The organism is Flavobacterium terrae (genome assembly GCF_900142035.1).
Taxonomy (GTDB): Bacteria; Bacteroidota; Bacteroidia; order Flavobacteriales; family Flavobacteriaceae; genus Flavobacterium; species Flavobacterium terrae.
The window spans coordinates 121871-148527 of the sequence record NZ_FQZI01000003.1 but is presented as its reverse complement, the minus strand read 5'-3'; the positions used below and the strand labels follow the sequence as shown (position 1 = coordinate 148527).

Genomic DNA, 26657 nt, shown 5'->3' with positions numbered 1-26657 from the left:
ACCACTCACTCTTGACTTATCACTAATCACTAAAAAATGTCGATAAACACAATTTTACTCTTACTATTAGCTTTAATTGTATCTGCTGGAATTGCATTTTATCAATATTTATATAAAGCCAATAACAAATCGTATATGTATTTGTTATTGGCTTTTTTGCGTTTTGCTTCAATATTTTTGGTTTTATTGTTATTAATTAATCCGATAATATCTAGAAAAACTTACGAAACGCAAAAAACGCCTTTGCCTATTGTTGTTGATAATTCTGAATCAATAGCTTTTTTAAATCAAGATAAAAATGCAACTGAATTATCTAAGATTTTAGCTGAAAATCCAAAGCTTCAAGAAAAATACCAAATTCAACTTTACTCTTTTGATGAAGAGTTTAATTCTGATAGACAGGTTGATTTTAAAGGTAAGCAATCTAATATTTTTAAGGTATTTGAGAATTTAAAACAACTCTACCGTACTCAAAATCATCCGGTTGTATTATTGACCGATGGAAATCAAACACAAGGAAGTGATTATGTGTTTAATATTCAGCAAAATGCAAATGTATATCCTATTGTTCTTGGTGATACGATAGAACACTTAGATTTAAAAATAAGTCAACTCAATGCAAATAAATATGCTTTTTTAAAAAATAAATTTCCAGTTGAAGTTTTTTTGAATTACACAGGTTCTAAACCTGTTAATGCAATTTTAAATATTCAATCAGGAAATACTTCTGTTTATAAACAAAATGTTTCTTTTTCTTCTAATAAAAAGTCTGAAGTTATTTCTATTTTATTGAATGCAGACAAAGTTGGGGTTCATACCTACAAAGCAGTTCTTTCATCAGCTGAAAATGAGAAAAATAAATTCAATAATGTAAAAAACTTTGCCGTTGAAATTATTGATCAACGCACAGAAGTTGCGTTAATTTCAAATATTATTCACCCTGATTTAGGCGCTATTAAAAGAGCTATAGAATCTAATGCACAACGTAAAGTAGCTTTAGTTAAAACAAATGAAATCAAGAACTTATCTGATTATAATGTATTGATTTTTTATCAACCAACATCAGAATTTAAATCTGTTTTTAGCCAAAATAAAAATCTTAAAACTAACAGTTTGATTATTACAGGCTTGAATACGGATTTTAATTTTTTAAGACAATATCAAAATCATTTTGATTTTAAAATGTCAGCTCAAAAAGAAGATTATTCTGCCGATTTTAATGCAAATTTTAATTCTTTTGCCATAGATGATTTTGGTTTTGAACAATTTCCTCCTCTTGAAAATCCTTTTGGTTCAATTACTCCCAAAAATAATGTGAATACATTATTATACTCTAGAATTAGAACCGTAAAAACTGAAAATCCGTTATTAGCATTCACAGAGTTTGGAGTCAATAGAAATGCCTATTTATTTGGAGAGAATATATGGACATGGAGAATGGAAACTCACTTGAGAGAAAAATCATTTGAAAAATTTGATGTATTTTTTGATAAAATAATTCAATATTTAGCTGCAAATGCAAAAAAGAAAAACTTAGTAGTCAATCATGAAAATTTCTACAATTCTGGAGAGAATGTAACCATTTCGGCTCAATACTTTAATAAGAATTATGAATTTGATGAAAATGCTCAATTGACTATTCAACTTAAAAATAAAGAAGATAATACTACTAGAGTTTACGATTTTGTAAAAGGATCTAATGATTATTCGGTTACACTTGACGGTTTATCATCTGGAAATTATAGTTTTATTGTAAAAGAAAACCAGTCAGGATCTCAGTATACGGGAAGTTTTCATATTGTTCATTTTGATGCTGAAAAACAATTTGTTAACGCAGATAAGAATCGTTTACTTCAACTAGCAAGTAATACACAAGGAAAAGCATATTTTGTAAATCAAATAAATGATTTAGTCAAATTTCTGGGGGAAACAGAAAACTACAAACCTATACAGAAAGAAGTCATAAAAAAATCCCCATTAATTGATTGGATATGGGGACTTGTATTACTTGCTATACTTCTTGCTAGTGAATGGTTTACAAGAAAATATAATGGTCTATTATAATTTTTCTTTTTGATATTTTTTATGCTTTAATTGAATTGAAGCTGTCTGATAAAAAGCTATAGCCTCTTCAACTAAAATTTTATCAATTTTTTTAACTGGTTTTTCCTCATATATAAGACTAAATTGTGAATTGGTTTCATTTTTTTGAGGAATTAAGTCAAATTGTTTTGCTTTTTGTTTTGGAGAAATAATAGTTAACTTATTCTGTTCGATAAGTCCTAAGTCTTGGTAAGTTGCAATTAAAGCTCTTTGTTCAAAATAAGGAGCATTTACATCTTGACCATAGAATTTACTTTTATAATCAAAATTTAACATCCCAAAAAGAGTTGGCATTATGTCAATTTGAGACATTAAAACAGGGTTAATTTTTCCAGAAGTATTTGGATCAAAAATCATTGCAGGAATATGATATTTATCTATAGGTAATTCTGTTTTTCCAGCACTTGAAGCACAGTGATCAGCTAAAATAACAAATACAGTATTGTTGTACCAAGATTGTTTTTTTGCCATATTGAAAAATTGTTTCAAAGCATAATCTGTATATTTTACTCCTCCATCACGAGATTTGACATCATTTGGTATATCAATTTTGCCGGAAGGGTAGGTAAAAGGTCTATGGTTGCTAACCGTCATCCAGTGATTGAAAAATGGTTTACCAGTTTTTGATTCTTGGTTCATTACTTTGATGGCTTTTTTTGCCATATCCTCATCACATACTCCCCAAACATTAGAAAAAGTTATTTCTTCTGGTTTCATAGTTTTTTTGTCAACAATATCATAACCATTTCCACTAAAAAAATCTTCCATGTTATCAAAATAAGCATCACCTCCATAAAGATATTTTACTTGATAACCTTTTTCTTTGAATATGCTACCAGTTGAAAATTTATTTTTATTATCCTTACGTTTTACAATACTTTCACCAGGAGAAGGAGGAAGACATAATGTAACCGCTTCTAGTCCTCTAATTGTTCTGTTACCTACTGCATATAAGTTGGTAAACATTGTGCTTTTTGTTGCTAGACTATCTAAAAAAGGTGTAATGTTTCTATCGTTACCATAACACTTCATAAATTCAGCGCTTAAACTTTCAATAGTAATCAAAACAACATTTTTATGTACTTCTGGTTTGTCTGATTTAATTTCTCTAATAGTAGATAAATCTTTTATTTCAGGAATTTGAACTTTTAACAAAGCAAAAGCCTCTTTTTCAGGCATGGTCTTGTAAAATTTATCATAATCTAATTCACTATTCATAAAAGCTAGATAAAACCTATACATACCATTAGCTTGTAATTCATTACTAAATACATTAGCAGAAGTTTCCTGTTTAGCCAAAATAGGGGTAAGAAATAATGCTGAAAAGAACAAAACTAGATAAATGCTAAATCCTTTGATTTTATCTGAAAAAGAAGGCAAATTTTCTAAAAAAGGATTAGATTGTTTTACTATTAAATAAGTTATGAAGCCAGTTATTAATCCAACACCTGTAAATAAAGGTATAACAGGATATGATTCCATTATATTCTTAATCACTTCATTAGTATAAACCAAATAATCAACAGCAATAAAATTATAACGAACTCCAAATTCATTCCAAAAGAAAAACTCACTTAAAGCATTTTGTACAATAACTAAAACAAATATGAAAATAGCTATTGAAAATAATACTAATCTAATTTTACTTCGATATTTAGGAAAAAATAATAGTAATCCAAATAATATAGTTTTTAAAGCAATAAAACTAATTCCTATTTCAGGTAAAGCTCCACCATATTCATTCAAAATAGTATTAAAAAAAGAGATATATACTAATAAAGATACTAATGAGCCAAAAATAATATAACCCCATGGTTTATCATATTTCGAATTGGAAAGAAACAATAAATACAACCATAATATTCCACTTCCAATAATAAAAATTAGTATGTCTGATGCTAAACCACTTATAAATATTTTAATGATTTCTTGCCAACTAAAATTTGCAGTTGTTATAGGGTGAAATAATAACACTATTCTAAGTATAAAACTAACTGCTACATACAATTTAAGTAATTGTAAAAATGGGGAGTATTTTTTAAAAAAATGCATAAATGAAATTTTCATCGAATTTATAAAAAAGAATCGGATTATTATGTGCCAAAAGTCACGTTAAAAATTTAAGCCAAATGCTTACATTTGAGATAATTAAAAAAGAGATATATGAATGATGCTCACTTACATATGGTAGTAAACCATTTTCCTATTATTGGTTTATTTTTCGGGATAGCAATTTTGGCTTTTGGAATTTTAAAAAAGAATCCACAAATCATCAATATTGCATATGTAATTTTTGTTTTTTGTATGATAATGGGAAAAGTGTCAATGTTTACTGGTGATAAAGCTGAAGATGTTGTCGAAAATTTAGGCATTTCTAGAAATGTAATACATAATCACGAAGAGTTGGCTGAGGGATTTATGAAAGTCATGTACCTACTTGGATTAGTATCTTTTTTTGGTCTTTTTGCTAATACAAAAAAACACAATAAAGCATTATTATTGTCTTACTTAATTTTTATAATTAGTATTGTTGGTGCTGTTTTAGCGAAACCTGTGGGTACTTCAGGTGGTGAAATTCGCCATACTGAAATTCGAGAAAATAATGGAAATGGCATCCCAAATAATATTTCAAAAGAAGAAAATGAAGATTAAATATGGCAAATGTAAATTTTGATAATTACCTTGATTCACATTACATACACCGTAGTAATTGGTTAAGAGCAGCTGTTTTAGGCGCAAATGATGGGATTTTGTCCATATCAAGTATTGCTATTGGTGTTGCGGCAGCGAGTGATACTAGAGAAGCTATTGTTTTAGCAACTTTAGCTGGATTAGTAGCAGGAGCTTTATCAATGGCAGCTGGTGAATATGTTTCTGTAAGTTCGCAAACCGATGTCGAAAAATCTGATATTGAGAGAGAAAAAAGAGAGTTGGAAGAAATGCCTGAAGTCGAATTACAAATCTTAGCTCAAATCTATGAAAAACGAGGTTTAAAAAAAGATACTGCTTTACAAGTTGCAAAAGAACTTACTGAATTTGATGCTTTAGGGACTCACGTTCGCGACGAGTTAGGCTTAAATGAAATTTCTCAAGCAAATCCTTTACAAGCTGCATTAGCTTCTGGAGCTGCCTTTATTTTTGGGGGGATCTTACCCTTTTTGGTAACATTGTTTTTTCCTATAAAAAACATGGAATATTCTCTTTATGGATTAGCTATTTTATTCTTAGCAATATTGGGAGCAATAGCTGCAAAAACAGGTGGTTCACGAATACTAAAAGCCATAACTAGAATCACTTTCTGGGGCACAATTGCTATGGGGTTAACAGCTTTAGTTGGGCATCTTTTTGGGGTAAACATTTCATAAATTTTTCAAAAAGATTTGTTTTTTAAAAAATAAACTCCATACATTTGCAAAACAATACGTAGAAATCATGTTTTTAAATCAATTACATCATCATCATTATTCCCACGCTCAAGCGAGGTAGTAATGATATTGTGTAAGATCATATAAACTATTAACCCGTTTGAGTATATCAAACGGGTTTTTTCTTTTTAAAAGCTTCGCTGGTATACTCATAAATTCTAAACAAAATGAGTATTTTAAAAATTGCCATTCAAAAATCTGGACGTCTTAATGAAGATAGTCTTAAAATTCTAAAAGATTGTGGAATTTCTGTTGATAACGGAAATGACCAACTTAAAGCTTCTGCTTCAAATTTTCCGCTTGATGTATTGTTTCTCCGCAATTCTGACATTCCTCAATACCTAATTGATGGAGTTGTAGATATTGCCATTGTAGGAGATAATATTTTAGTAGAAAAAGGTGGAAATATTAAAATTGTGGAGAAACTTGGATTTTCAAAATGTCGTGTTTCAGTTGCAGTTCCTAAATCATTTGAGTTTAAATCAATGAATGATTTGAAAAAAGCTAGAATTGCAACATCTTACCCAAATACAACACTTCAATTTTTTAAAAGTCAATTGATAAAAGTGGATTTACACCAAATTTCAGGTTCGGTTGAAATTGCTCCAAATATTGGATTAGCTGATGCTATAGTTGATATTGTTTCTACCGGAAGTACTCTTTTTAAAAATAATTTAAAAGAGGTTGCTGTGATTATGAAAAGTGAAGCCGTTTTAGCAGTTTCTCCAAAAATCACTGATGATAAGAAAGTGTTACTTGATAAATTAAAATTCAGAATTCAAGCGGTCCTAAGAGCTCGTAAAGCGAAGTATATTTTAATGAATGTGCCTAATGAAAAAATTAAAGAAGTAAGCCAAATATTGCCAGTTTTAAAAAGTCCTACAATTGTTCCATTAGATCAAGTTGGATGGTGCAGTGTTCAATCGGTTATTGATGAAGAACAATTTTGGGATGTTATAGATAAGCTTAAAGAAGCTGGTGCAGAGGATATTTTAGTTTGTCCAATTGAAAAAATGGTAATTTAAAAAATTATGAAAAAATATATTTATCCACAAAAATCGGATTGGCAAATTTTAACACAAAGGCCAACTCAAAGTTTCGCTGATATTGAAGAAACTGTAAAAGGGATTTTTAAAGAAGTGCAACAAAAAGGAGAAAACGCTCTAAAGAAATATACATCACTATTTGATGGGGTTTTGATTAATGATATTTTGGTTTCTGAAGAAGAAATTAAACAAGCGATACAAATAATTACCCCCGAACTTAAAGAAGCAATTGCAAACGCAAAGGCAAATATTACCAAATTCCACATGCTTCAAAAGCGATCAAAAATTGAAGTAGAAACAACAAATGGTGTAAATTGTTGGATGGAAAAACGTCCTATCGAAAAAGTAGGATTATACATTCCTGGAGGAACAGCTCCTTTATTTTCAACGGTTTTGATGTTAGCTATACCTGCTCAAATTGCTGGTTGCAAAGAAATTGTTTTATGTTCACCGCCAGATAAAAACGGCAAAATTAATCCTGCAATCCTTTATACTGCTCAATTATGTGGTGTTACTAAAATCTTAAAAGTTGGCGGAATTCAAGCAATTGCCGGACTAACATTTGGAACTGATACCATACCTAAAGTTTCTAAAATTTTTGGTCCAGGAAATCAATTTGTTACTGTGGCAAAACAAGTCGCAACGCAATATGGTGTAGCTATAGATATGCCAGCAGGACCAAGCGAACTTTTAGTTTTTGCAGATGAAACTGCTATTCCATCTTTTGTTGCTTCTGATTTATTGAGTCAGGCAGAACATGGCTCTGATAGTCAAGTAATTTTGGTAACCACCTCTAAGTCCATTTTAAAATCAGTAAAAGAAGAAGTTGAATCGCAATTAAAGCAATTACCAAGACAAAACATAGCATCGAAAGCTATCGAAAATTCTAAATTAATTTTAGTTAAAGACAAAACGGAAGCAATTGATTTTATAAATGAATATGCTCCAGAGCACTTTATTGTTTGTAGTAAATACGAAGAATATTTTATTGAAAACATTAGTAACGCAGGTTCTGTTTTCATAGGGAATTATACTCCAGAAAGTGCAGGAGATTATGCATCGGGAACAAATCACACTTTGCCTACCAATGGTTATGCAAAAAATTACAGTGGCGTAAGTTTAGATAGCTTTTTAAAATCAATTACTTTTCAAAGAATTAGCAAGGATGGCTTACGAAATTTAGGAAAAACAATTGAAATTATGGCTGAAGCCGAAGGATTACAAGCTCACAAAAATGCGGTGTCAATCAGATTAAAAGCGTTAGAAAATGAAAATTGAAAATTTAATTAGAAGTAATATCAAGACAATGAAACCGTATTCATCAGCCAGAGATGAATTTGAAGATTTTGAAAAAGAAATGGTTTTTCTTGATGCTAACGAAAATCCTTATGAGAATGGGGTGAATCGTTATCCTGACCCACAACAAAAATCGGTCAAAGCAATACTTTCTAAAATAAATAAGATTTCTGAAAATCAAATTTTATTAGGAAACGGAAGTGATGAAGTACTGGATTTGTTGTTTAGAGCATTTTGTGAACCTAATCAGGATAATGTCATCACTTTGCCACCAACGTATGGAATGTATGGTGTTTTGGCCAATTTAAATGCCATTGAAAATAGGGAAATCATTCTTAAAGATGATTTTCAGCCAGATATTGAGAAAATCATGAAATCTGTTAGTGAAAGGACGAAAATCATATTTTTATGTTCTCCAAACAATCCAACAGGCAATTCTTTTTCAGATGAAAGTATTGTAACTTTATTAAAAAACTTTAATGGTTTAGTAGTTATAGATGAAGCATATATCGATTTTTCAGATAAAGAAAGTTGGTTAGAAGAATTAAATGATTATCCTAACTTAGTTATTACACAAACGCTTTCTAAAGCTTATGGTATGGCTGGTATTCGTTTAGGAATTATTTATGGTTCTAAAGAAATAATAGCTATTTTGAATAAAATAAAGCCTCCTTATAACATCAATCTACTAACACAATCAAAAGCTATTGAAAGATTGGCTAAACTTGATGTATTTAAAAATGAAATTGCTTTAATAAAAGAGTTTAAAGAATACTTACTTAAACAATTACTTGAGGTTAAATTTATTAATAAGATTTATGAATCCGATGCTAACTTTATATTGATAAGAGTTGATAATGCAGAGCTTAGATATAATCAATTAGTTAAAGAAGGAATTGTAGTTCGAAATAGAAGTAATCAGCCGTTATGTGATAACTGTCTTAGAATTACTATTGGAACACCAGAAGAAAACAACAAATTACTAAACACACTTAAATTATTACCTGATGCCTAAAAAAGTCTTATTTATAGATCGTGACGGAACCATTATTAAAGAAACTGTGGATGAGCAAATCGATGCTTTTGAAAAAATGATATTTTACCCAAAGTGCATTCCGTTTCTAAGCAAAATCGCTAAAGAATTGGATTATGAATTGGTTATGATTACTAATCAAGACGGTTTAGGTACAATTTCATTCCCAGAAGAAACTTTTTGGCCAGTGCACAATTTCATAATGAAAACCTACGAAAATGAAGGGGTTGTATTTGATAAAGTATTTATTGACAGAACTTTTCCTTACGAAAATGCAAATACACGCAAACCTGGAACTGGATTATTAACAGATTATTTTACATCAGATTATGATTTAGAAAAATCATTTGTCATTGGAGATCGTTTGACTGATGTTGAATTAGCAAAGAATCTAGGTTCTAAAGGGATTTTCATTCAAGATAATACCAATTTAGGTACTGGTGAAATTTCTGTTAAACAAGAGGAATTGCAACCTTACATTGCTCTAGAAACTAACGATTGGGAAAAAATTTATGAGTTTTTAAAATTAGAAAACAGAACTGCTTCTACTACAAGAAAAACAAATGAAACGGATATTCAAATCAATTTAAATCTTGATGGAACTGGTAAAAGTAACATTAAAACTGGTTTAGCCTTTTTTGATCATATGTTGGACCAAATTGCACGCCACGGACAAATGGATTTGGAAATTAAAGTTAATGGTGATTTAGAAGTAGATGAACACCATACGATTGAAGATACAGCCATTGCTTTAGGTGAAGTTTTCAATCAAGCCTTAGGAACTAAACTAGGCATTGAACGTTATGGTTTTAAATTACCAATGGATGATTGTTTGGCTCAAGTAGCTATAGACTTTGGAGGAAGAAACTGGTTGGTTTGGGAAGCTGACTTTAAACGTGAAAAGATTGGTGAAATGCCAACAGAAATGTTTTTTCACTTCTTCAAGTCATTTACAGATGGAGCCAAATGTAATTTGAATGTTAAAGCCGAAGGCACTAATGAACATCATAAAATTGAAGCCATTTTCAAAGCATTCGCAAAAGCGATCAAAATGGCTGTAAAAAGAGATGTAGAAAAAATGATTTTACCTTCAACTAAAGGAATGTTATAATGAATATTGCAATTATAGATTATGGAGCAGGAAATGTACAAAGTGTGCTTTTTGCTTTAGAAAGAATTGGATTTACCGGAAAAGTAACTTCTGATGCTGAAGAAATCAAAAATGCTGATAAAGTTATTTTTCCTGGCGTAGGAGAAGCGAGTAGTGCAATAAAAATGCTACATGATAAAGATTTAGTTAAAGTAATACTTCAATTGAAACAACCTATTTTAGGAATTTGTTTGGGAATGCAGTTATTGTGTAAATCATCAGAAGAAGGAAATGCAAATGGTATTGGCGTTTTTGATCTAGAAATCAAACGTTTTTCTAATCAAGTTAAAGTTCCGCAAATGGGCTGGAATAACATTTATAATTTAAAATCACAATTATTTGATGGTATTAGTGAAAATGAATTTATGTATTTAGTTCACAGTTATTATGCACCACTTAATGCATACTCAATAGCAACTACAAATTATGGTATCGAATATGCTACAGCTATTCAAAAAGATAATTTCTATGGAGTACAATTTCACCCTGAAAAAAGCGGAAATGTAGGAGAACAAATTTTAAAGAACTTTTTAAATCTATAATTAAAATGAGAATATTACCAGCCATAGACATCATTGAAGGAAAATGTGTTCGTTTATCAAAAGGTGATTACGATACCAAGAAAATTTACAACGAAAATCCATTGGAAGTTGCATTAGCATTTCAAGATCACGGAATTGAGTATTTGCATTTAGTAGATTTAGACGGTGCAAAATCCAGCAAAATTATCAATCATAAAGTTTTGGAACAAATCGCTTCAAAAACGAATCTAAAAATTGATTTTGGCGGAGGCTTAAAATCGGATGATGATTTGCGAATTGCCTTTGAATGTGGTGCAAACCAAATTACAGGTGGAAGTATTGCTGTCAAAAATCCTGAAGTTTTTCAGGATTGGATTCAAAAATATGGTGCTGAAAAAATCATTTTGGGTGCAGATATCAAAAATGAAAAAATTGCGGTTTCGGGTTGGTTAGAAGAAAGTGAAAATGAAGCTATTCCATTTATTCAATCCTATCAGGCTAAAGGCATTGAATATGTAATTAGCACTGATATTGCTAAAGACGGAATGTTACAGGGGCCAAGTTTTGATTTATACAAAAAGATTTTGGCTGAATGCGAAAATATCAAATTGATTGCTTCAGGAGGAATTTCTAAATTTGAGGAATTACCACAATTGGCAGAATTAGGATGTGAAGCAACCATTATTGGAAAAGCTATTTACGAAGGAAGAATCAGTTTAAGAGAATTAGAACAATTCATTTTAAAAACCAATTAAAATGCTCACTAAAAGAATAATCCCTTGTTTGGATATTAAAAACGGAAGAACTGTAAAAGGAGTCAATTTCGTGGGTCTTCGTGATGCCGGTGATCCTGTTGAATTGGCTAAAAAATATTCATTGGAAGGCGCTGATGAACTCGTTTTTTTAGATATTTCTGCTACAGAAGAAAGAAGAAAAACGCTTATTCCTTTAGTTAAAGAAGTGGCTAAAGCGGTTAATATCCCATTTACTGTTGGCGGTGGCATTGCATCAATAGAAGATGTTGAACTTCTTTTAAAAAATGGAGCCGACAAAGTTTCCATAAATTCGTCAGCAGTCAAGAATCCAAGCCTCATCAACGAGTTGGCTGCTAAATTTGGAAGCCAGTGCATTGTAGTGGCTATAGATGCAAAAAAAGTAAACGCAGAATGGATGGTTCATTTGGTAGGAGGCAAGCAGCCTACTTCAATCAACCTATTTGATTGGGCCAAAGAAGCTGAACAACGTGGTGCAGGTGAAATTCTTTTTACTTCCATGAACAATGACGGAACAAATGACGGTTTTGCCAACGATGCTTTAGCAAAACTATCTGATTTAGTTAACATACCAATTATTGCTTCAGGTGGTGCCGGAACTAAAGAACATTTTCTTGATACATTTATAAGAGGAAAAGCTGATGCAGCTTTGGCAGCCAGTGTTTTTCATTTTGATGAAATTCAAATTCCAACGTTGAAAAAATATCTAAAAACAAATAATATTTTAATGAGACTTTAAATCACTTATAACTCATAATTTATAACTAAATGAACCTCGATTTTACAAAATATACAAACGGATTGATACCGGCAATAATTCAGGATAATGAAACAAAAACTGTTTTGATGCTTGGTTATATGAATCAGGAAGCAATAGACAAAACATTGGAGACTAAAAAAGTAACTTTCTTTTCGCGTTCTAAAAACAGATTATGGACAAAAGGGGAGGAGAGTGGTAATTTTCTTGAATTGGTTACCATTCTAAATGATTGTGATGAAGATACTTTGCTTATTAAAGTAAAGCCTGTTGGACCAACATGCCATACGGGAGCGGATACGTGCTGGCAGGAAAAAAATAAAAATGTTTTTGGGTTTTTAACCACATTGGAAGCGGTAATTGAAGACCGTAAAAATAATTTCAATGCAGATAAAAGCTATGTAGCTTCTTTATTTGAAAAAGGAATTAATAAAATAGCACAAAAAGTAGGAGAGGAAGCTGTAGAGGTTGTGATTGAGGCAAAAGACAATAATGATACTCTTTTTTTAAATGAAAGTGCCGACTTGCTTTTTCATTACTTAATTCTTTTACAAGCCAAAGGATTTAAACTAGAGGATGTCATCAAAGTTTTGAAGCAAAGAACTAAATAATTTTGGAGATACTGATGGAATTTTGGTATTTTTAAAAATAAAAAATGATTTCAAAAGCAGAATTGGATTTTCTATCTGAATTGGCCCATAATAATAATAGAGATTGGTTTAATGAAAACAAAAAAAAGTTTGAAAAACATCAGGAAGTGATCAAATCACTTTTTCAGGATATTAATCTCGGATTATCAGCGAAAGACAAACTGGAGAAAATGCAAATTCATCGTATTTATAGAGACATCCGATTTTCTAAAGATAAAACACCATATAAAAATAATTTCAGTGTGAGTTATGATCGGGCAAAGCCTTATTTACGTGGTGGCTATTATTTGCACATTCAACCTGGAGGTAGCTTTATAGGTGGTGGATTTTGGGAACCAAATACAGAAGATTTGAAACGTATAAGAAAAGAATTTGAATTGGATGATACTCAAATACGTTCCATTATCTCTGAAGAAAATTTTCAAAAGTATTTTGGTTCTTTACAAGGTGCTGAATTAAAAACTGCCCCTAAGGATTTTGACAAAGAACATCCTGCCATAGATCTAATCCGAAAAAAGCAATATTTAGTTTATCGTCGTTTTACAGATAAAGAAGTAACTAGTCCCAATTTTAAAGAAGAAGCACTGGTCACTTTTGCAGCTATGCGTTCATTTTTCGATTACATGAGCGATGTACTTGGAACAAATTTAAACGGCGAACCTATTTATTAATTTATTTCCTCTAATATTTGAACATTGCTTTTCAATCGTTCAATTAATAAATTCATCATTCTTTTATTCAAGTTTGATGAATTTTTTATGTATTCTGTATATTCATCGATTGTAAATAAAGCAATAATCATTCCTTTTAGTGAATTACGAAATTTGATGTCTTTTTGAATCACATTTTCTATGTAAGCCAATTTTTTTTCCGGAGCTAGTTTAAAAAAAACATTCTTTTGTTTAACAGCATAATTAATAAAAACTTGAACAAACAAGTCGTTTTGCAATTTTAAAATTGGACGAATCGTTTTATTTTGAAATGCCTCTTCAGAAGACGATTGTGCATTTACATTTCCTAAAATTTCACCCCTTAAAATTAGGAGTTTTTCATCACGGGTATCCATTTTTTGTTTTTTATTAAATTTAGTAAAAATCCTTTCAGAATCAGATTTCACTTTCAAAAGTTATTAGTAAATTAGTGTTGAAAACCTTGATTATGTACACCTCAAAAATATTCGTCACCGTTGATATTGTCTTATGCAAAAGCTCAAAAATTTTACTAATTAAACGTTTGAAAGATCCTTTTAAAGATTGTTGGGCTTTGCCAGGAGGTTTTGTTGATGAAAATGAAGATCTTGAAGATGCAGCTAAAAGAGAACTCTTGGAAGAAACTTCCGTTAAAGTTGATAAATTAACTCAAATAGGTGCTTTTGGAAAACCATTTAGAGATCCTCGTAGCCATACTGTATCGATAGCTTATTATGGAGAAGTCCCTGAAAACACTATTGCAATCGCTGCAGATGATGCTAAAGAAGCATATTGGTTTTCTATGAACGATTTACCTGAATTAGCATTTGATCATCAAGAAATAATTGAAAAAGTATTAAAAAAATAAAATATGAGATTTCACACAAGAAAATGGGTAAAACCCGAAGATTTAAACCCTAACCATTCACTTTTTGGAGGTAAACTTTTAGCATGGATAGATGAAGAAGCTGCGTTGTATTCTATTGTTCAACTAGAAAACCCGAGAGTTGTGACAAAACATATGTCGGAAATTAATTTCATAAGTTCAGCAAAGCAAGGCGATATTGTTGAAATTGGTTTGGATGTCGTAAAATTTGGAAACTCTTCTTTGATTTTAAAATGTGAAGTTCGCAATATGATGACTCGAGAAACCATCATTACCATAGATACCATCACAATGGTCAGCTTAGGAGAAGATGGAAAACCTAAAGCACATGGCAAAATTAAGGTAGAATATGTAAAAGATAGGATTCAGAATACTTAATAATAAATATTTAGTATAATCTTTTTATCAGATTTGTCTATAAGCTTTTCAAGTATCGTAAAGAATTTCTCATTGACCATTGGACAACCATAGCTAAGACATATTGGTGTATTTTGTTCTTCAAATGGTACTTTGTTATACTTATGTAATACAATGTTTCTTAAATAAGCATTGTTGTTAGTTTCATCTAATCCTTTTAATTTATAAGCTTTTCCAAACTCACCTGAATAACTATTTAAGATTTCGTATTTTCCAAGAGAAGTGCAAAGTGAATTATTTACATTACTAAAAAATAATTCACCTTTAGAATTCTTCTTTTTTTCTGAACCAGATCCATGTGCTACTAAGCCTTCGTTTAAAATTTTGTTTTTTTCTAAATTATAAACAAAAAATCGATTTTTATTTGAAGGTATTTTCATATCAACCAGAAATATTATTTTTTGATTATATGATTCGTTATTTGAAGTAAGCTTTTTTACTTTATTAGCCTCAAAACTAATTCTTTTGTTAAAATTTTCTTTTTCAGTTTTAATTAAATGAGATTCGTTTTCTTTTTTTACATTCTCTTTGTATTGAAGTACATAAAATAAGGAAAATAAAAAAGCAATAAGAATAATCAAGTATTTTGCTAATAGCTTCATATATATCAAGCCTCACTAAAACCATTTTTACCTGAAGGCATTTCAAAAACTTCTAAGTCAAAATATTTTACAGATGCAATGACATGATCAAAAATATCACTCATGATGTACTCATAATTCAACCAACGCTTATCTTTAGAGAAAGCGTAAATTTCAATAGGAATACCTTTATCTGTTGGTTGTAAGTGTCTTACCATTAATAACATATCTTTATTTAAACCAGGGTAGTTTTCAAGATAAGCAGTAAGATATTTTCTAAACAAACCTAAATTAGTGAGATTTCTACCATTGATTGCTAATGACTTATCAATGTTATGAGTCTTATTATGGGTGTTTATGTCTTTTTCCTTCTTTTCAATATAATTCTTTAACAAATGAATTTTTTTAAAGGCTTCTAATTCCTCTTCTTTTAAAAATTTGATTGAACTTGTTTTAATTGATATATGACGTTTTATTCTTCTTCCATCAGAAGAAATCATTCCTCTCCAGTTTCTAAAACTATCTGATATTAGGCTGTATGTGGGTATAGTAGTAGTTGTATGATCAAAGTTTCTAACCTTTACAGTTGATAGATTGATTTCAATAACATCTCCATCGGCACCAAATTTATCCATCGTAATCCAATCGCCAATGCGTATCATATCATTAACAGATACTTGCACACTAGCTACAAACCCTAAAATTGAATCTCTGAAAATCAATATAATAATTGCCGATACAGCTCCAATTGTTTTAAATAAAGTATTAGGGTCTACATCAAATATTTTTGCAACAATTATAGTAATTCCAAGTATCCATAATAAGATCATGATTACTTGAACATAACTATCTATTGGCTTGTCACTATATTCACTTTTGGTTTTTAAATGGTCACGTATAGCTTTTAATATCGAATTTATAACCCAAAGTGTTAAAACAACTATATAAACAGCAACTAGTCTAGAAAATATAGCTTCCCATGAAGTAAAATCATCTAAAATAACAGGAACAGATTTATAGATGTAAATAAGCGGAATCAAATGAGAAATATACTTGGCAGTTTCGTTAGAAACTAATAAGTCATCAAATTTTGTCTTGGTTTTTTTAGCAACAATTGCCATAATAGTCACAAGAAAAAATCTTGAAACCATATAAACTAAATATGAAATAAAACCTAAAATTATGATATTAACAACTAAGCTAGTATAAGCTGCTAATGTCTCATTAAAGTCTAACTTCATCAGTAATTTGAAGCACCAACCAAATATTTTCTCAGTGAATTTAAGCATTTCTTAAATATTTCTTCTCTATGTAAAACGTACCAAAAGGTAGAAGTGAGGCTATTAATATTATTCCAAGGGTTTTAAAATTCCATTTCTGTGGTTTTTTAAGCAAAATTGCGAGCAAAATATAACCCATAAACAAAACCCCATGAGCCATTCCTAAAGGAAAAAGAATTTGTTTGTATAAGGCTAAGTTATTTGGTTTTATTAATAACATATTCGCAAATAAAGCTAAATATGAAACTCCTTCGAGTAAGGCAACTTTTCTAAATAAGTTTAACATAATATAATAAGGGAAATTTGATTTTGCAAAATAACGAAATCTTTTATTAAGTCATTCTTTACTGACCTTTTAAAATGAGTTAAAAATTATATAAATATTAAATTTATTAGAAAAAGTACTGAATAACACTTTTTTAGCAGTACTTTTGCAAAAATTGAAAAAAACAACAATGCAACACGACTCCTTTGAAGACATAATTGAAGGGAAAAAAGAACTTTATGATTATCAAAAACGCGACATAAATTCGATTTTTGATAAGATGGATAATGTTCCTCAAAATTATCATTTACTTTATCAATTGCCCACAGGAGGAGGAAAGACAGTAATTTTCTCTGAAATTGTAAGGCGATATCTAGAAAATCACAACAAAAAAGTTGTTGTTTTAACTCATCGTATAGAATTATGTAAGCAAACCTCAAAAATGCTTAGTAGTTTTGGCGTTAAAAATAAAATTATCAATTCTAAGGTAAAAGAACTACCTGATCAGCATGATTATTCATGTTTTGTGGCTATGGTAGAAACCCTTAAGAATAGATTAAATGATGAAAAACTTCAAATAGATAATGTTGGATTAGTTATTATAGATGAGGCTCATTATAATTCTTTTAGAAAACTATTAAATTCTTTTAAAAACTCTTTTATTCTAGGTGTTACGGCAACACCATTGAGTTCGAATATTAAGCTACCAATGTATGAAAACTATAAAGAGCTTATAGTTGGAGATCCTATCAATAAATTAATTCAAAACGGATTTCTGGCAAAAGCAAATACTTATAGTTATGATGTAGGATTGTCTAGTTTAAAAGTGGGAATTAATGGAGATTACACAGTAAAATCTTCAGATGAATTGTATTCTCAGTTAGATATGCAAAGCAAATTATTAGCGGCATATGAAGAACAATCTAAAGGAAAAAAAACATTAATTTTTAATAACGGTATTCATACATCATTGTATGTCCATGATACTTTTCGTGAAGCTGGATATACAATACGACATCTTGATAATACAACACCAGCCGAAGAAAGAAAAGAAATTTTAAGATGGTTTAAACATACTCCAGATGCAATTTTAACATCTGTTGGGATTTTGACTACTGGATTCGACGAACCTTCGGTAGAAACTATTATTATAAATCGTGCCACAAAATCATTGACACTTTATTTTCAAATGATTGGTCGTGGTTCAAGGTTGTTGCCAAATAAGAAAGAATTTTCAATAATCGATTTAGGTAACAACGCTGCTAGATTTGGTTTATGGAATGAGCCGGTTGACTGGCAGCATATATTTAAATCTCCAGAATATTATTTAGATAATCTTCGTGAAGATGCAGAAATTGAAATGCATTTTAAATACGAAATGCCACCCGAAATTAGAGAAAAATTCAAAAATTCATTGAATGTTGATTTTGATGTTGAAGAAGAATTTAAAAAAGCATTATCTAAAAACTTAAGACCAAAATTTGTAATTGATGAATCAATTGATCAACATGCGATAATGTGTGTTGAAAATTCTGAAGATTTAAATGAAGCAAAAAAATTGGCTAAATATTTAGAAGAATCAGCAAATTATCGCGTAAAAGTTTTCTGCAGATGTTTGGCTAATTCTACGAAGAATTACAGAGACTGGTTAATGGAAGAATATAGAAAGAATCTTCAAATAGCCATTGGTCGTAAATTGAGAGAGAAATTGTTCAGCATGGCTGATTAATTTAAACACATACTTTTGAACTATAATTTATATTATGTAAAATAGAATATTTTAAAGATACCTTCGTTCTTATAAAAAATGTGTTTATTTTTACACTACCTGATAATTTATATTCCATGAAGAATTCAATTGCTGAACATATAGCACTTTTTTTAAAAGATTTTAAGCCATTCAATTACTTAAGTTTTGAGGAATTAAAAAAAATAGCTGAATCTATACGTGTATTAAGTTTAGAAAAAGAAAAAACTTTATTTAAAATTGATGAAGTTTTACATGAATGTTTTTATGTAGTTAATCAAGGTGTTGTTCATCTTACGGTTATTTCAGATGCTGAAGAAGCTTTACTAAATAAATGTTATTCAGGAGATATTTTTGGTTTACGTCCGTTTTTCTCCAAAAATAATTATCAAATGACTGCAAAAGCTCGTGAAGAAAGTATCATATACGCGATTCCTATAGATTCTTTTAAACCTTTTGTATCTCAAAATCAAGATGTTTTAAATTTTTTATTGGAAAGTTTCGCAACTAACTCTCGTAATGATAAAGAGAACACCAACAGAATAGTTTCCTATTCAAATCCGAATGAAAATCAAGCTGATGTTTCTTTTTTTCAAACACTTTCTTATAATAAAAGCCCTTTAAAAGTTAATGCCCAAACTTCTATAAAGGAAGTTGCTATTTTAATGAGTGATAATTTACTAGAAAGTGCTTTAATCGTTGAAAATGATTTAGTTAAAGGTATTGTAACTGATGCAGATTTTAGAATGAAAGTAGCAACTGGAAAGCATGGTATTCAATCAAATATTGAAAATATAATGAGTTTCCCAGTACTTACTGTACCTGAAAATATTTCTCTTGCAGAAGCGCAACTGGTTATGATTACTCATAATTTGAATCATTTATGTGTTACAGAAGATGGAACTACTTCAACTCTTGTAAAAGGAATTATATCTCAAAAAGATTTAATTAACGCACAGGCCAATAATCCTGGTGTGCTTTTAAAAGAAATCAAAAGAGCTATTTCGGGTAATGAATTAAAAAATGTAAGGCAAAATTTAGATGAAATTATAAACACTTCTATATCTAAAAACATTCCTCTTAACCATATTAATGCCATTGCTGGTGAAGTTATTTTATCAATTGTCAGAAGAAGTGTTGAAATCGCTATTTTAGAATTAGGCTCCCCTCCTGTCCCATTTGCTTTTTTAAGTACTGGAAGTGAAGGAAGAAAGGAACAATTATTATATACAGATCATAATAGTATTCTAGTTTTCCAGGATGTTGAAGCTGAAAAATATAGAGATGTAAAAGATTATTTTGTGCAATTAGCTAAAAAATCTTCAACTATGCTTGAACAAGCTGGATACAAACATAGTGCTTATGGTCATGTAGCTAGTAATCCTAATTTATGTAAATCATTATCTGAATGGATTAAACAATATAATAGTTGGATCAATACACCTGGCGAAACATCAAATGAAATTTTCACTATTTATTTTGACTATGAATTGGCTTTTGGTGATCCAAAAATAGAAACTGAAATTACAGAAAATATCTTTAAAAATGCTAAAAACAGTGTTCTTTTCTATGATTATTTAGGAAATGATGCTTTAAAAAAACCAGCTCCTTTAAACTTTTTCAAAAAATTTAATTTAGAAGAAGAAGGTGAACATAAGGGTAAATTTAACATAAAAACAAAAGCTCTTATGCCTTTAATTGATGGTGCAAGATTGTTTGTAATGAATATGGGAATAAAAGGTATAAATAATACATACCTAAGATTTAAACAACTAGCCATTACAGATGAAGCACATGCAGAAATTTATCTTGAATGTGCTGAATCGTTTTTATTCTTATCAAGAATTAGAACTATTGAAGGTTTAAAAAATGATAGTGACGGAAGTTTTATAGACATAGATGAACTATCAAAATCTGATAAAGAAAAGCTAAAACAAGCTCTACACGCCATGGATAATTTAGAAGAAATTATTAAAGATCGTTTTCAGTTAACACAATTTTCATAAACAATGCTTGATTGGTTAAAACATATTGGTAAAGACTATCCTGATTTTTGGAAAGAATACATTTCATTATTTGAAGAAAAATCAAAAAGATATGTAGCTCTAACTTTAGAGACATCAGGAACAAATCCTAAGAAAAATGTAATACTATCTTTTGCAGCTATAGGAATTGTAGATCAAAATATTATAGTCAATGATCATTTAGAGTTTTCGATGAATGATTTTGAAACTGAAGCTGATGCTATTCAAAAATTTATAGAATACATTGGAAATGCAACTTTAATTGGACATCGCATTTATTTAGATGTTGAAATGATTAATGAATCTTTAAGTAAAATTAATTGTGGCCGATTGAAAAATGAAGCATTGGATATTGAGATTATGCATAAAAAATTCTTTGACATTCATGAAGATAAGCCAATATCTTTAAATGAGATTGTATCAAATTATAAAATAACTCAAGCTGATAAGAACTCAAATGCTGATGATGCCTTTACAATTGCATTACTTTTTTTAAAGCTTAAATCTCGTCTTAATATAGAATAAAAAAGCCCTTCAAAAGGGCTTTTTTATTAAATTCTATTGTCTTTAATTTCATCAATTACTTCAGGATTTAAAAGTGTTGATGTATCACCAAAATTAGAAAAATCTCCTTCTGCTATTTTACGAAGTATTCTTCGCATAATTTTACCAGAACGCGTTTTAGGCAAACCACTTACAAATTGAATTTTATCTAATTTTGCAATTGGTCCTATTTGATCTGTAATAATCTGATTAATTTCTTTTGATAAGTTATCACGGTCTCTAGTTTCTCCTGTTTCTTTTAGGATAATAAAACCATAAAGAGCATTACCTTTTATATCATGAGGAAATCCTACAATGGCGCTTTCTGCAATTGCTGGATGTTCGTTAATCGAATCTTCAATAGGAGCTGTACCTAAATTATGTCCCGAAACAATTATTACATCATCTACCCTACCAGTAATTCTGTAGTAACCTACTTCATCTCTTAATGCTCCATCACCTGTAAAGTATTTACCAGGATAAGCTGAGAAGTAAGTTTCTTTATAACGTTGATGATCTCCCCAAATAGTCCTTGCAATACTTGGCCATGGAAACTTAATGCATAAACTTCCCACAACTTGATTACCTTCAATTTCATTTCTCAATTCATCCATCAAAACAGGTTGAATTCCTGGTAATGGTAAGGTCGCATATGTAGGTTTTGTAGGTGTTACAAAAGGAATAGGTGATAACATAATTCCTCCAGTTTCAGTTTGCCACCAAGTATCTACTAATGGACATCGCTTCCCTCCTACATGATCATTATACCAATGCCATGCTTCATCGTTAATTGGTTCTCCAACCGATCCAATTACTTTCAATGATTTCATTGGGAATTTTTGAACATAATCAATACTTTCTTTTGCTAAAGATCTAATGGCTGTTGGCGCTGTGTAAAACTGAGTTACTTTATGTTTTTCTATTACTTCCCAAAAACGACTAAAATCTGGATATGATGGAATTCCTTCAAAAATTACAGTAGTAGCACCATTCAATAATGGTCCGTATAAAATATAAGAGTGACCCGTAATCCAACCTATATCAGCCGTACACCAAAAAACATCATTTTCTTCGTAGTTAAAAACATTTTTAAAAGTATAGCCCGTATATACCATATAACCAGCCGTAGTATGTAGCATTCCCTTAGGTTTACCAGTCGATCCTGAAGTATATAAAATAAATAAAGGATCTTCAGAATCCATGATTTCCGCAATATTAGTATCTAGAGCTTCATTTAATAATGGTTGTAACCAAATGTCTCTACCAGGTTTCATTTCGACTTCCTCATTTGTTCTTTTAACAACTAAAACTTTATCAACTGAAGGACATTTATCTAATGCTTCATCAACAATTGATTTAAGGTTTATAGTCTTATTTCCTCTATATCCTCCATCTGAAGTTATAACCATTTTACATTCACAATCATTTATTCTAGCTGTTACCGCTGATGCTGAAAATCCAGCAAAAATTACAGAGTGTATTGCACCAATTCTAGCGCAAGCTAAAACTGCAACAGCTAATTCAGGTATCATAGGTAGATAGATACAAACTCTATCTCCTTTTTTAATCCCTTGATCGCGTAGTACATTAGCCATTTTAGAAACTCTTTTATATAATTCATTATATGTTATATGTAGAGCTTCTTCATCAGGATTATTAGGTTCAAAAATTATCGCTGTTTTTTCTCCTTTTCGAGCTAAATGACGGTCAATGCAATTTTTAGTAATATTTACTTTGGCATCTAAAAACCACTTAAATTGAGCTTCTTGCATATCAAAATCAAAAACTTTGTCCCATTTTTGATACCATGTAAAGTTTTCATCAGCCACTTTGTCCCAAAATTTACGGGGTTCTCGTACTGACTTCTTATACATTTTAAAATAATGCTCTAGATTTTCAATTCTATAGTAACTCATGGTAAATGTTTTTGATATTCGGTAAATTTAAAAAGAACTTCAACATATATCTATTTCAAATTGGATATTTTTTTAGTTAATTTGTAGAAAACCAACTAAACAAAACAATGCAATTCGATACCAAAAATACGGATGCTTCAACCTTGTATAAACTACTAACCGGAACTGTAATTCCAAGACCGATTGGATGGATTTCTACTGTTGATGGTAATGATGTAAATAATCTGGCGCCATTTTCTTTTTTTAATGCTGTAGGTGAAGATCCACCGCATGTTATGTTCTCAACTGTGCGAACAGGTGATAAAAACAAAGACACACTTAACAATGTACTAAACAACAACCAATTTGTTGTTAATCTGGTAACCGAAGATGTCGTTGAAAAAATGAATATAACTGCACAGCAAGTTGACCCAAATATCGATGAATTTGAACTTGCCGGGCTCACTCCTATTGATTCAATCTACGTAAAACCTAAAAGAGTTAAGGAAAGTTTGGTGCATTTTGAATGCGAAATGGTACATTATTATTTTCTGGAAGATCATAAAAATGGTGGCGCTGTAGTCGTAATCGGAAAAATTCTGGCCATGCATATTGACGATTCTATTCTGATGGAAAACGACCGAATTAACCTTGAAACCTTCAAACCTGTAGCGCGTTTGGCAGGATCAAATTATTCAAAATTAGGAGAAATATTTTCCATAAAAAGAGGATAATCATGAGTCAGCAAAAATTAGAAATCAATGTAGCAATGCAAATTCAAAAACCAATGAACGAGGTATTTGAAGCGATTGTCAAACCTGAAAAAATGACCCATTATTTCATTTCAGAAAGCACCGGACGAATGGAAGAAGGTAAAAATCTAATATGGAAGTTCCCAGAATTCGATTTCGAATGTCCTGTTCGCGTGGGGAAAATTGAAAAAGACAACTACATCTCCTATTACTGGGAGAACTCAGGTAAAGAATTATTGGTGGAAATCACTTTGTCAGAAAGTTTAAACAATTCAACCTTAGTTTCCATTTCCGAAAAAGACATGGAAAACGACGAAACCGGTTTAAAATGGTTATCAGGCAATTCGTTTGGCTGGTCAAACTTTTTAGCTTGTTTGAAAACTTATTTAGAATACGGAATCAACCTTAGAAAAGGTTCCTTTGATTTTATGAACAAATAATAAAAATTCGTGGCATCCGCGTTTCACATCTGTGACTCTGTAAGATCTGCGTTCTTTTAAAAAATGAAAATAACAGTAATCGGTGGCGGCCCAGGAGGTCTCTACTTTTCCATATTAACCAAAAAAGCAATTCCTAACTGTCAAATTGATGTTTACGAACGCAATAAAGCCGATGACAGTTTCGGTTTTGGTGTAGTGTTTTCCGATGAAACTTTAGGAGAATTCCTTACTCGCGACACCGAATCGTACGAATTAATCAGAAGCAAGTTCGCCTATTGGGACGATATTGTAGTGGCTCGCGACGGCGAAAACGTTAGTGTTTTCGGTAACGGATTCTGCGGTTGTTCCCGTAAAACTTTATTACAGTTGTTACAGCAACGTTGTACGGAAGAAGGTGTAAATCTTCATTTTGAAGCCGATGTTACTGATTTGTCACAATTTAAAGACAGCGATATTATTGTAGCTTCAGACGGAATCGGAAGTGCTATCCGAACGCAATTTGCTGCAGATTTCGGCACTAAAGTTGCACTTCAGAAAAACCGTTTTGTTTGGTTGGGTTCAACGAAACCACTGGACGCATTTACCTATTTCTTCAGAACAACAGAATTCGGAACTTTTGTAGCGCACACCTATCAATACGAAGCAGGAATGAGTACCTGGATTTTCGAATGTTCGAACGAAACATGGGAAAAAGCTAGTTTTGAAGTAACCAACGAACAAGATACCATTGAAAAAATCGCCCAAATATTTAAAGAAGAATTGGACGGACATCCGTTAATTACCAATAAATCACATTGGCGCCAGTTTCCACATGTTACCAACGAAAAATGGTCGAAAGACAATATTGTTTTGTTAGGCGACTCAAAAGCTACAGCGCATTATTCAATTGGTTCTGGAACTAAATTAGCGATGGAATGTGCAATTGCATTATCAGATGCTGTGGTGGCGAATCAAAATAACGTTTCAGCCGCTTTTGAACAATACGAGCAATCCCGAAGAAACCGTGTGGAAATGATTCAGCACGCCGCTAACGTTTCCTTAGATTGGTTTGAACATATGGATCGTCACGTTCAGCACGATTTTCAGCAATTTGCTTTTGGGGTGATGACTCGTTCTAAGAAAGTTACCTTTGAAAATTTAGCGATTCGCGATACTTCCTATCCTGCAAAAGTATTGTCGGAATTCAATGCGAAAATTGGTATTGATGCTAAAACTCCTGCAGCTTTTACCCCTTTCCAACTAAGAGAAATGACACTGCAAAACCGAATTGTAATGTCACCAATGGGACAATATTCCGCTGAAAATGGTATTGTGAACGATTGGCATTTTCAACATTATACCAGCCGAGCCATTGGCGGTGTTGGATTAATAATTACCGAGATGACTGCAATATCTGAGACTGGAAGAATTACTCCAAGTTGTGCAGGTTTATATTCACAAGAACAGATAGTTAGCTGGAAACGAATTACTGATTTTATCCATCAAAATACACAAACCAAAATAGGAATTCAATTAGGACATTCCGGAAGAAAAGGAGCTACAAACAAACCTTGGGAAGGTGGTTCAGAGCCGATTGGGAATCCTTGGCAATTGCTTTCCGCCTCTCCTATTCCATTCAACGAAAAACTGGCAACTCCAAAAGAAATGACTTTGGACGATATGAATCAGATTATTTCTGAATTCGTTCAGGCAACCAAAAATGCAGATGCAGCCGGTTTCGACATGATTGAGTTACAAGCCCACCATGGCTTTTTATTAGCTTCTTTCCTTTCTCCGTTAACCAATATTAGAACCGATGAATTTGGTGGAAGTGTAGAAAACCGTTTAAAATTCCCAATTCGCGTATTTTCGGCAATGCGAGAAGCCCTTCCGCAAAACAAACCGATGTCCGTTCGAATCTCCGCCTCAGATTGGGCAGAAAACGGAATTTCAGAAGAAGATGTTATCGCAATTTCCGAAGCATTCAAAGCAGCTGGAGCAGACATTATTAGCGTTTCAACCGGAAATACCGTAGCAAATCAAAAACCACAAACAGGAAGAATGTGGCAAACGCCGTTCTCCGACATGGTGAGAAATACGGTTCATATTCCAACAATAACAGCCGGCTACATTCAGGATATTGACCAAATCAATACCATCTTATTAAACGGACGCGCCGATTTGGTTTCTTTAGGAAGACCATTGTTACTGGATCCTTATTTTGTTAGAAATGCGCAAGCCTACGAGAATTTCAGACCTACAGATATTCCACAACAATATATGGCTGGAACCACGCATTTGTACCCGTTACAAGCATCAGAACGCAAAATGGTTGAAGGCATGAAAAAAGCTTTAAAACCGGAGAGTCATAAAAAAGCATAGTTTAGAAGATTTCAACTTAGCAA

General features: G+C 31.2%; 26 protein-coding genes. 20 read left to right on the top strand and 6 right to left on the bottom strand.

Going from position 1 to position 26657, the window contains the following annotated elements:
• Nucleotides 1-36: 36 nt before the first annotated feature.
• The gene (locus tag BUC09_RS08670; protein ID WP_073310655.1) at nucleotides 37-2064 is read left to right on the top strand and encodes a hypothetical protein; all 2028 of its coding nucleotides are present in this window, start codon (nucleotides 37-39) and stop codon (nucleotides 2062-2064) included.
• Here the strand turns inward: BUC09_RS08670 and BUC09_RS08665 are convergent.
• Entirely contained in the window at nucleotides 2059-4155 is a 2097-nt protein-coding gene (locus tag BUC09_RS08665; RefSeq protein WP_073311309.1) for an alkaline phosphatase family protein, read from the bottom strand. The genes BUC09_RS08670 and BUC09_RS08665 overlap by 6 nt on opposite strands.
• 111 nt (nucleotides 4156-4266) lie before the next feature.
• Here BUC09_RS08665 and BUC09_RS08660 point away from each other — a divergent pair, with 111 nt between their 5' ends.
• The 11 genes from BUC09_RS08660 (at nucleotide 4267) to BUC09_RS08610 (ending at nucleotide 13425) form a co-directional block, all read left to right on the top strand.
• On the top strand, nucleotides 4267-4755 hold the full coding sequence (locus tag BUC09_RS08660; protein ID WP_073310653.1) for a hypothetical protein: 489 nt from the start codon (nucleotides 4267-4269) through the stop codon (nucleotides 4753-4755).
• Between the two features lie 2 nt (nucleotides 4756-4757).
• Complete coding sequence (locus BUC09_RS08655) at nucleotides 4758-5468, top strand: VIT1/CCC1 transporter family protein (RefSeq protein ID WP_073310651.1); 711 nt, start codon at nucleotides 4758-4760, stop codon at nucleotides 5466-5468.
• A gap of 227 nt (nucleotides 5469-5695) precedes the next feature.
• Complete coding sequence (gene hisG, locus BUC09_RS08650; protein ID WP_073310649.1) at nucleotides 5696-6553, top strand: ATP phosphoribosyltransferase; 858 nt, start codon at nucleotides 5696-5698, stop codon at nucleotides 6551-6553.
• Nucleotides 6554-6559: 6 nt separating this feature from the next.
• Nucleotides 6560-7852, top strand: coding sequence for a histidinol dehydrogenase (gene hisD, locus BUC09_RS08645; protein ID WP_073310648.1), 1293 nt, complete (start codon nucleotides 6560-6562; stop codon nucleotides 7850-7852).
• Nucleotides 7842-8885 carry a histidinol-phosphate transaminase gene (gene hisC, locus BUC09_RS08640; protein WP_073310646.1) on the top strand — a complete coding sequence of 348 codons (1044 nt, stop codon included), beginning with the start codon at nucleotides 7842-7844 and terminating at the stop codon, nucleotides 8883-8885. The genes hisD and hisC overlap by 11 nt, the downstream gene beginning before the upstream one ends.
• On the top strand, nucleotides 8878-10014 hold the full coding sequence (gene hisB, locus BUC09_RS08635; protein WP_073310644.1) for a bifunctional histidinol-phosphatase/imidazoleglycerol-phosphate dehydratase HisB: 1137 nt from the start codon (nucleotides 8878-8880) through the stop codon (nucleotides 10012-10014). The genes hisC and hisB overlap by 8 nt, the downstream gene beginning before the upstream one ends.
• A complete protein-coding gene (hisH, locus tag BUC09_RS08630) occupies nucleotides 10014-10595 on the top strand; it encodes an imidazole glycerol phosphate synthase subunit HisH (protein WP_073310641.1) in 582 nt (193 codons plus the stop codon). The genes hisB and hisH overlap by 1 nt, the downstream gene beginning before the upstream one ends.
• Nucleotides 10596-10600: 5 nt before the next feature.
• On the top strand, nucleotides 10601-11329 hold the full coding sequence (gene hisA, locus BUC09_RS08625) for a 1-(5-phosphoribosyl)-5-[(5-phosphoribosylamino)methylideneamino]imidazole-4-carboxamide isomerase (protein ID WP_073310640.1): 729 nt from the start codon (nucleotides 10601-10603) through the stop codon (nucleotides 11327-11329).
• A gap of 1 nt (nucleotide 11330) precedes the next feature.
• Nucleotides 11331-12086 carry an imidazole glycerol phosphate synthase subunit HisF gene (gene hisF, locus BUC09_RS08620; protein WP_073310638.1) on the top strand — a complete coding sequence of 252 codons (756 nt, stop codon included), beginning with the start codon at nucleotides 11331-11333 and terminating at the stop codon, nucleotides 12084-12086.
• Between the two features lie 29 nt (nucleotides 12087-12115).
• Nucleotides 12116-12715, top strand: a complete 600-nt coding sequence (gene hisIE / locus BUC09_RS08615) for a bifunctional phosphoribosyl-AMP cyclohydrolase/phosphoribosyl-ATP diphosphatase HisIE (RefSeq protein WP_073310636.1) — start codon at nucleotides 12116-12118, stop codon at nucleotides 12713-12715.
• A gap of 44 nt (nucleotides 12716-12759) precedes the next feature.
• Nucleotides 12760-13425: a DUF2461 domain-containing protein gene (locus BUC09_RS08610; RefSeq protein ID WP_073310634.1), complete on the top strand. Its 666-nt coding sequence runs from the start codon at nucleotides 12760-12762 to the stop codon at nucleotides 13423-13425.
• On the opposite strand, the gene BUC09_RS08605 is transcribed toward BUC09_RS08610, so the two are convergent.
• Nucleotides 13422-13820 (bottom strand): glyoxalase, encoded by a 399-nt coding sequence (locus BUC09_RS08605; RefSeq protein ID WP_073311308.1) that lies wholly within the window; start codon nucleotides 13818-13820, stop codon nucleotides 13422-13424. The two genes, BUC09_RS08610 and BUC09_RS08605, sit on opposite strands and share 4 nt — an antisense overlap.
• Nucleotides 13821-13909: 89 nt before the next feature.
• Here BUC09_RS08605 and BUC09_RS08600 point away from each other — a divergent pair, with 89 nt between their 5' ends.
• Both BUC09_RS08600 and BUC09_RS08595 read left to right on the top strand, forming a co-directional pair.
• Nucleotides 13910-14311, top strand: a complete 402-nt coding sequence (locus BUC09_RS08600) for an NUDIX domain-containing protein (protein ID WP_073311307.1) — start codon at nucleotides 13910-13912, stop codon at nucleotides 14309-14311.
• Between the two features lie 3 nt (nucleotides 14312-14314).
• Complete coding sequence (locus tag BUC09_RS08595; RefSeq protein WP_073310632.1) at nucleotides 14315-14707, top strand: acyl-CoA thioesterase; 393 nt, start codon at nucleotides 14315-14317, stop codon at nucleotides 14705-14707.
• Here the strand turns inward: BUC09_RS08595 and BUC09_RS08590 are convergent.
• From BUC09_RS08590 to BUC09_RS08580, 3 genes are read right to left on the bottom strand one after another with little or no spacing between them, the layout of a single operon-like run.
• Nucleotides 14704-15348, bottom strand: a complete 645-nt coding sequence (locus tag BUC09_RS08590; RefSeq protein WP_073310630.1) for a murein L,D-transpeptidase catalytic domain-containing protein — start codon at nucleotides 15346-15348, stop codon at nucleotides 14704-14706. The two genes, BUC09_RS08595 and BUC09_RS08590, sit on opposite strands and share 4 nt — an antisense overlap.
• A gap of 5 nt (nucleotides 15349-15353) precedes the next feature.
• A complete protein-coding gene (locus BUC09_RS08585) occupies nucleotides 15354-16616 on the bottom strand; it encodes a mechanosensitive ion channel family protein (protein ID WP_073310628.1) in 1263 nt (420 codons plus the stop codon).
• Entirely contained in the window at nucleotides 16609-16893 is a 285-nt protein-coding gene (locus BUC09_RS08580; RefSeq protein WP_073310626.1) for a DUF3817 domain-containing protein, read from the bottom strand. Before BUC09_RS08580 ends, BUC09_RS08585 begins: the two co-directional genes overlap by 8 nt.
• A 169-nt stretch (nucleotides 16894-17062) precedes the next feature.
• Here BUC09_RS08580 and BUC09_RS08575 point away from each other — a divergent pair, with 169 nt between their 5' ends.
• The 3 genes from BUC09_RS08575 (at nucleotide 17063) to BUC09_RS08565 (ending at nucleotide 21168) form a co-directional block, all read left to right on the top strand.
• The gene (locus BUC09_RS08575) at nucleotides 17063-18601 is read left to right on the top strand and encodes a DEAD/DEAH box helicase (protein ID WP_073310624.1); all 1539 of its coding nucleotides are present in this window, start codon (nucleotides 17063-17065) and stop codon (nucleotides 18599-18601) included.
• Between the two features lie 116 nt (nucleotides 18602-18717).
• Nucleotides 18718-20625 carry a DUF294 nucleotidyltransferase-like domain-containing protein gene (locus BUC09_RS08570; protein ID WP_073310622.1) on the top strand — a complete coding sequence of 636 codons (1908 nt, stop codon included), beginning with the start codon at nucleotides 18718-18720 and terminating at the stop codon, nucleotides 20623-20625.
• A gap of 3 nt (nucleotides 20626-20628) precedes the next feature.
• Entirely contained in the window at nucleotides 20629-21168 is a 540-nt protein-coding gene (locus BUC09_RS08565) for a 3'-5' exonuclease family protein (RefSeq protein WP_073310620.1), read from the top strand.
• A gap of 26 nt (nucleotides 21169-21194) precedes the next feature.
• On the opposite strand, the gene acs is transcribed toward BUC09_RS08565, so the two are convergent.
• Nucleotides 21195-23102 (bottom strand): acetate--CoA ligase, encoded by a 1908-nt coding sequence (gene acs, locus BUC09_RS08560; protein ID WP_073310618.1) that lies wholly within the window; start codon nucleotides 23100-23102, stop codon nucleotides 21195-21197.
• 107 nt (nucleotides 23103-23209) lie between these two features.
• Between acs and BUC09_RS08555 the strand changes: the two genes are divergently transcribed.
• The 3 genes from BUC09_RS08555 to BUC09_RS08545 all read left to right on the top strand — a co-directional run bounded on the left by BUC09_RS08555 (nucleotide 23210) and on the right by BUC09_RS08545 (nucleotide 26634).
• Entirely contained in the window at nucleotides 23210-23815 is a 606-nt protein-coding gene (locus BUC09_RS08555) for a flavin reductase family protein (protein WP_073310616.1), read from the top strand.
• A 2-nt stretch (nucleotides 23816-23817) separates the two neighbouring features.
• On the top strand, nucleotides 23818-24273 hold the full coding sequence (locus BUC09_RS08550; RefSeq protein WP_073310614.1) for an SRPBCC domain-containing protein: 456 nt from the start codon (nucleotides 23818-23820) through the stop codon (nucleotides 24271-24273).
• 366 nt (nucleotides 24274-24639) lie between these two features.
• On the top strand, nucleotides 24640-26634 hold the full coding sequence (locus BUC09_RS08545; protein ID WP_234972537.1) for an oxidoreductase: 1995 nt from the start codon (nucleotides 24640-24642) through the stop codon (nucleotides 26632-26634).
• The last annotated feature ends 23 nt before the right edge of the window (nucleotides 26635-26657 follow it).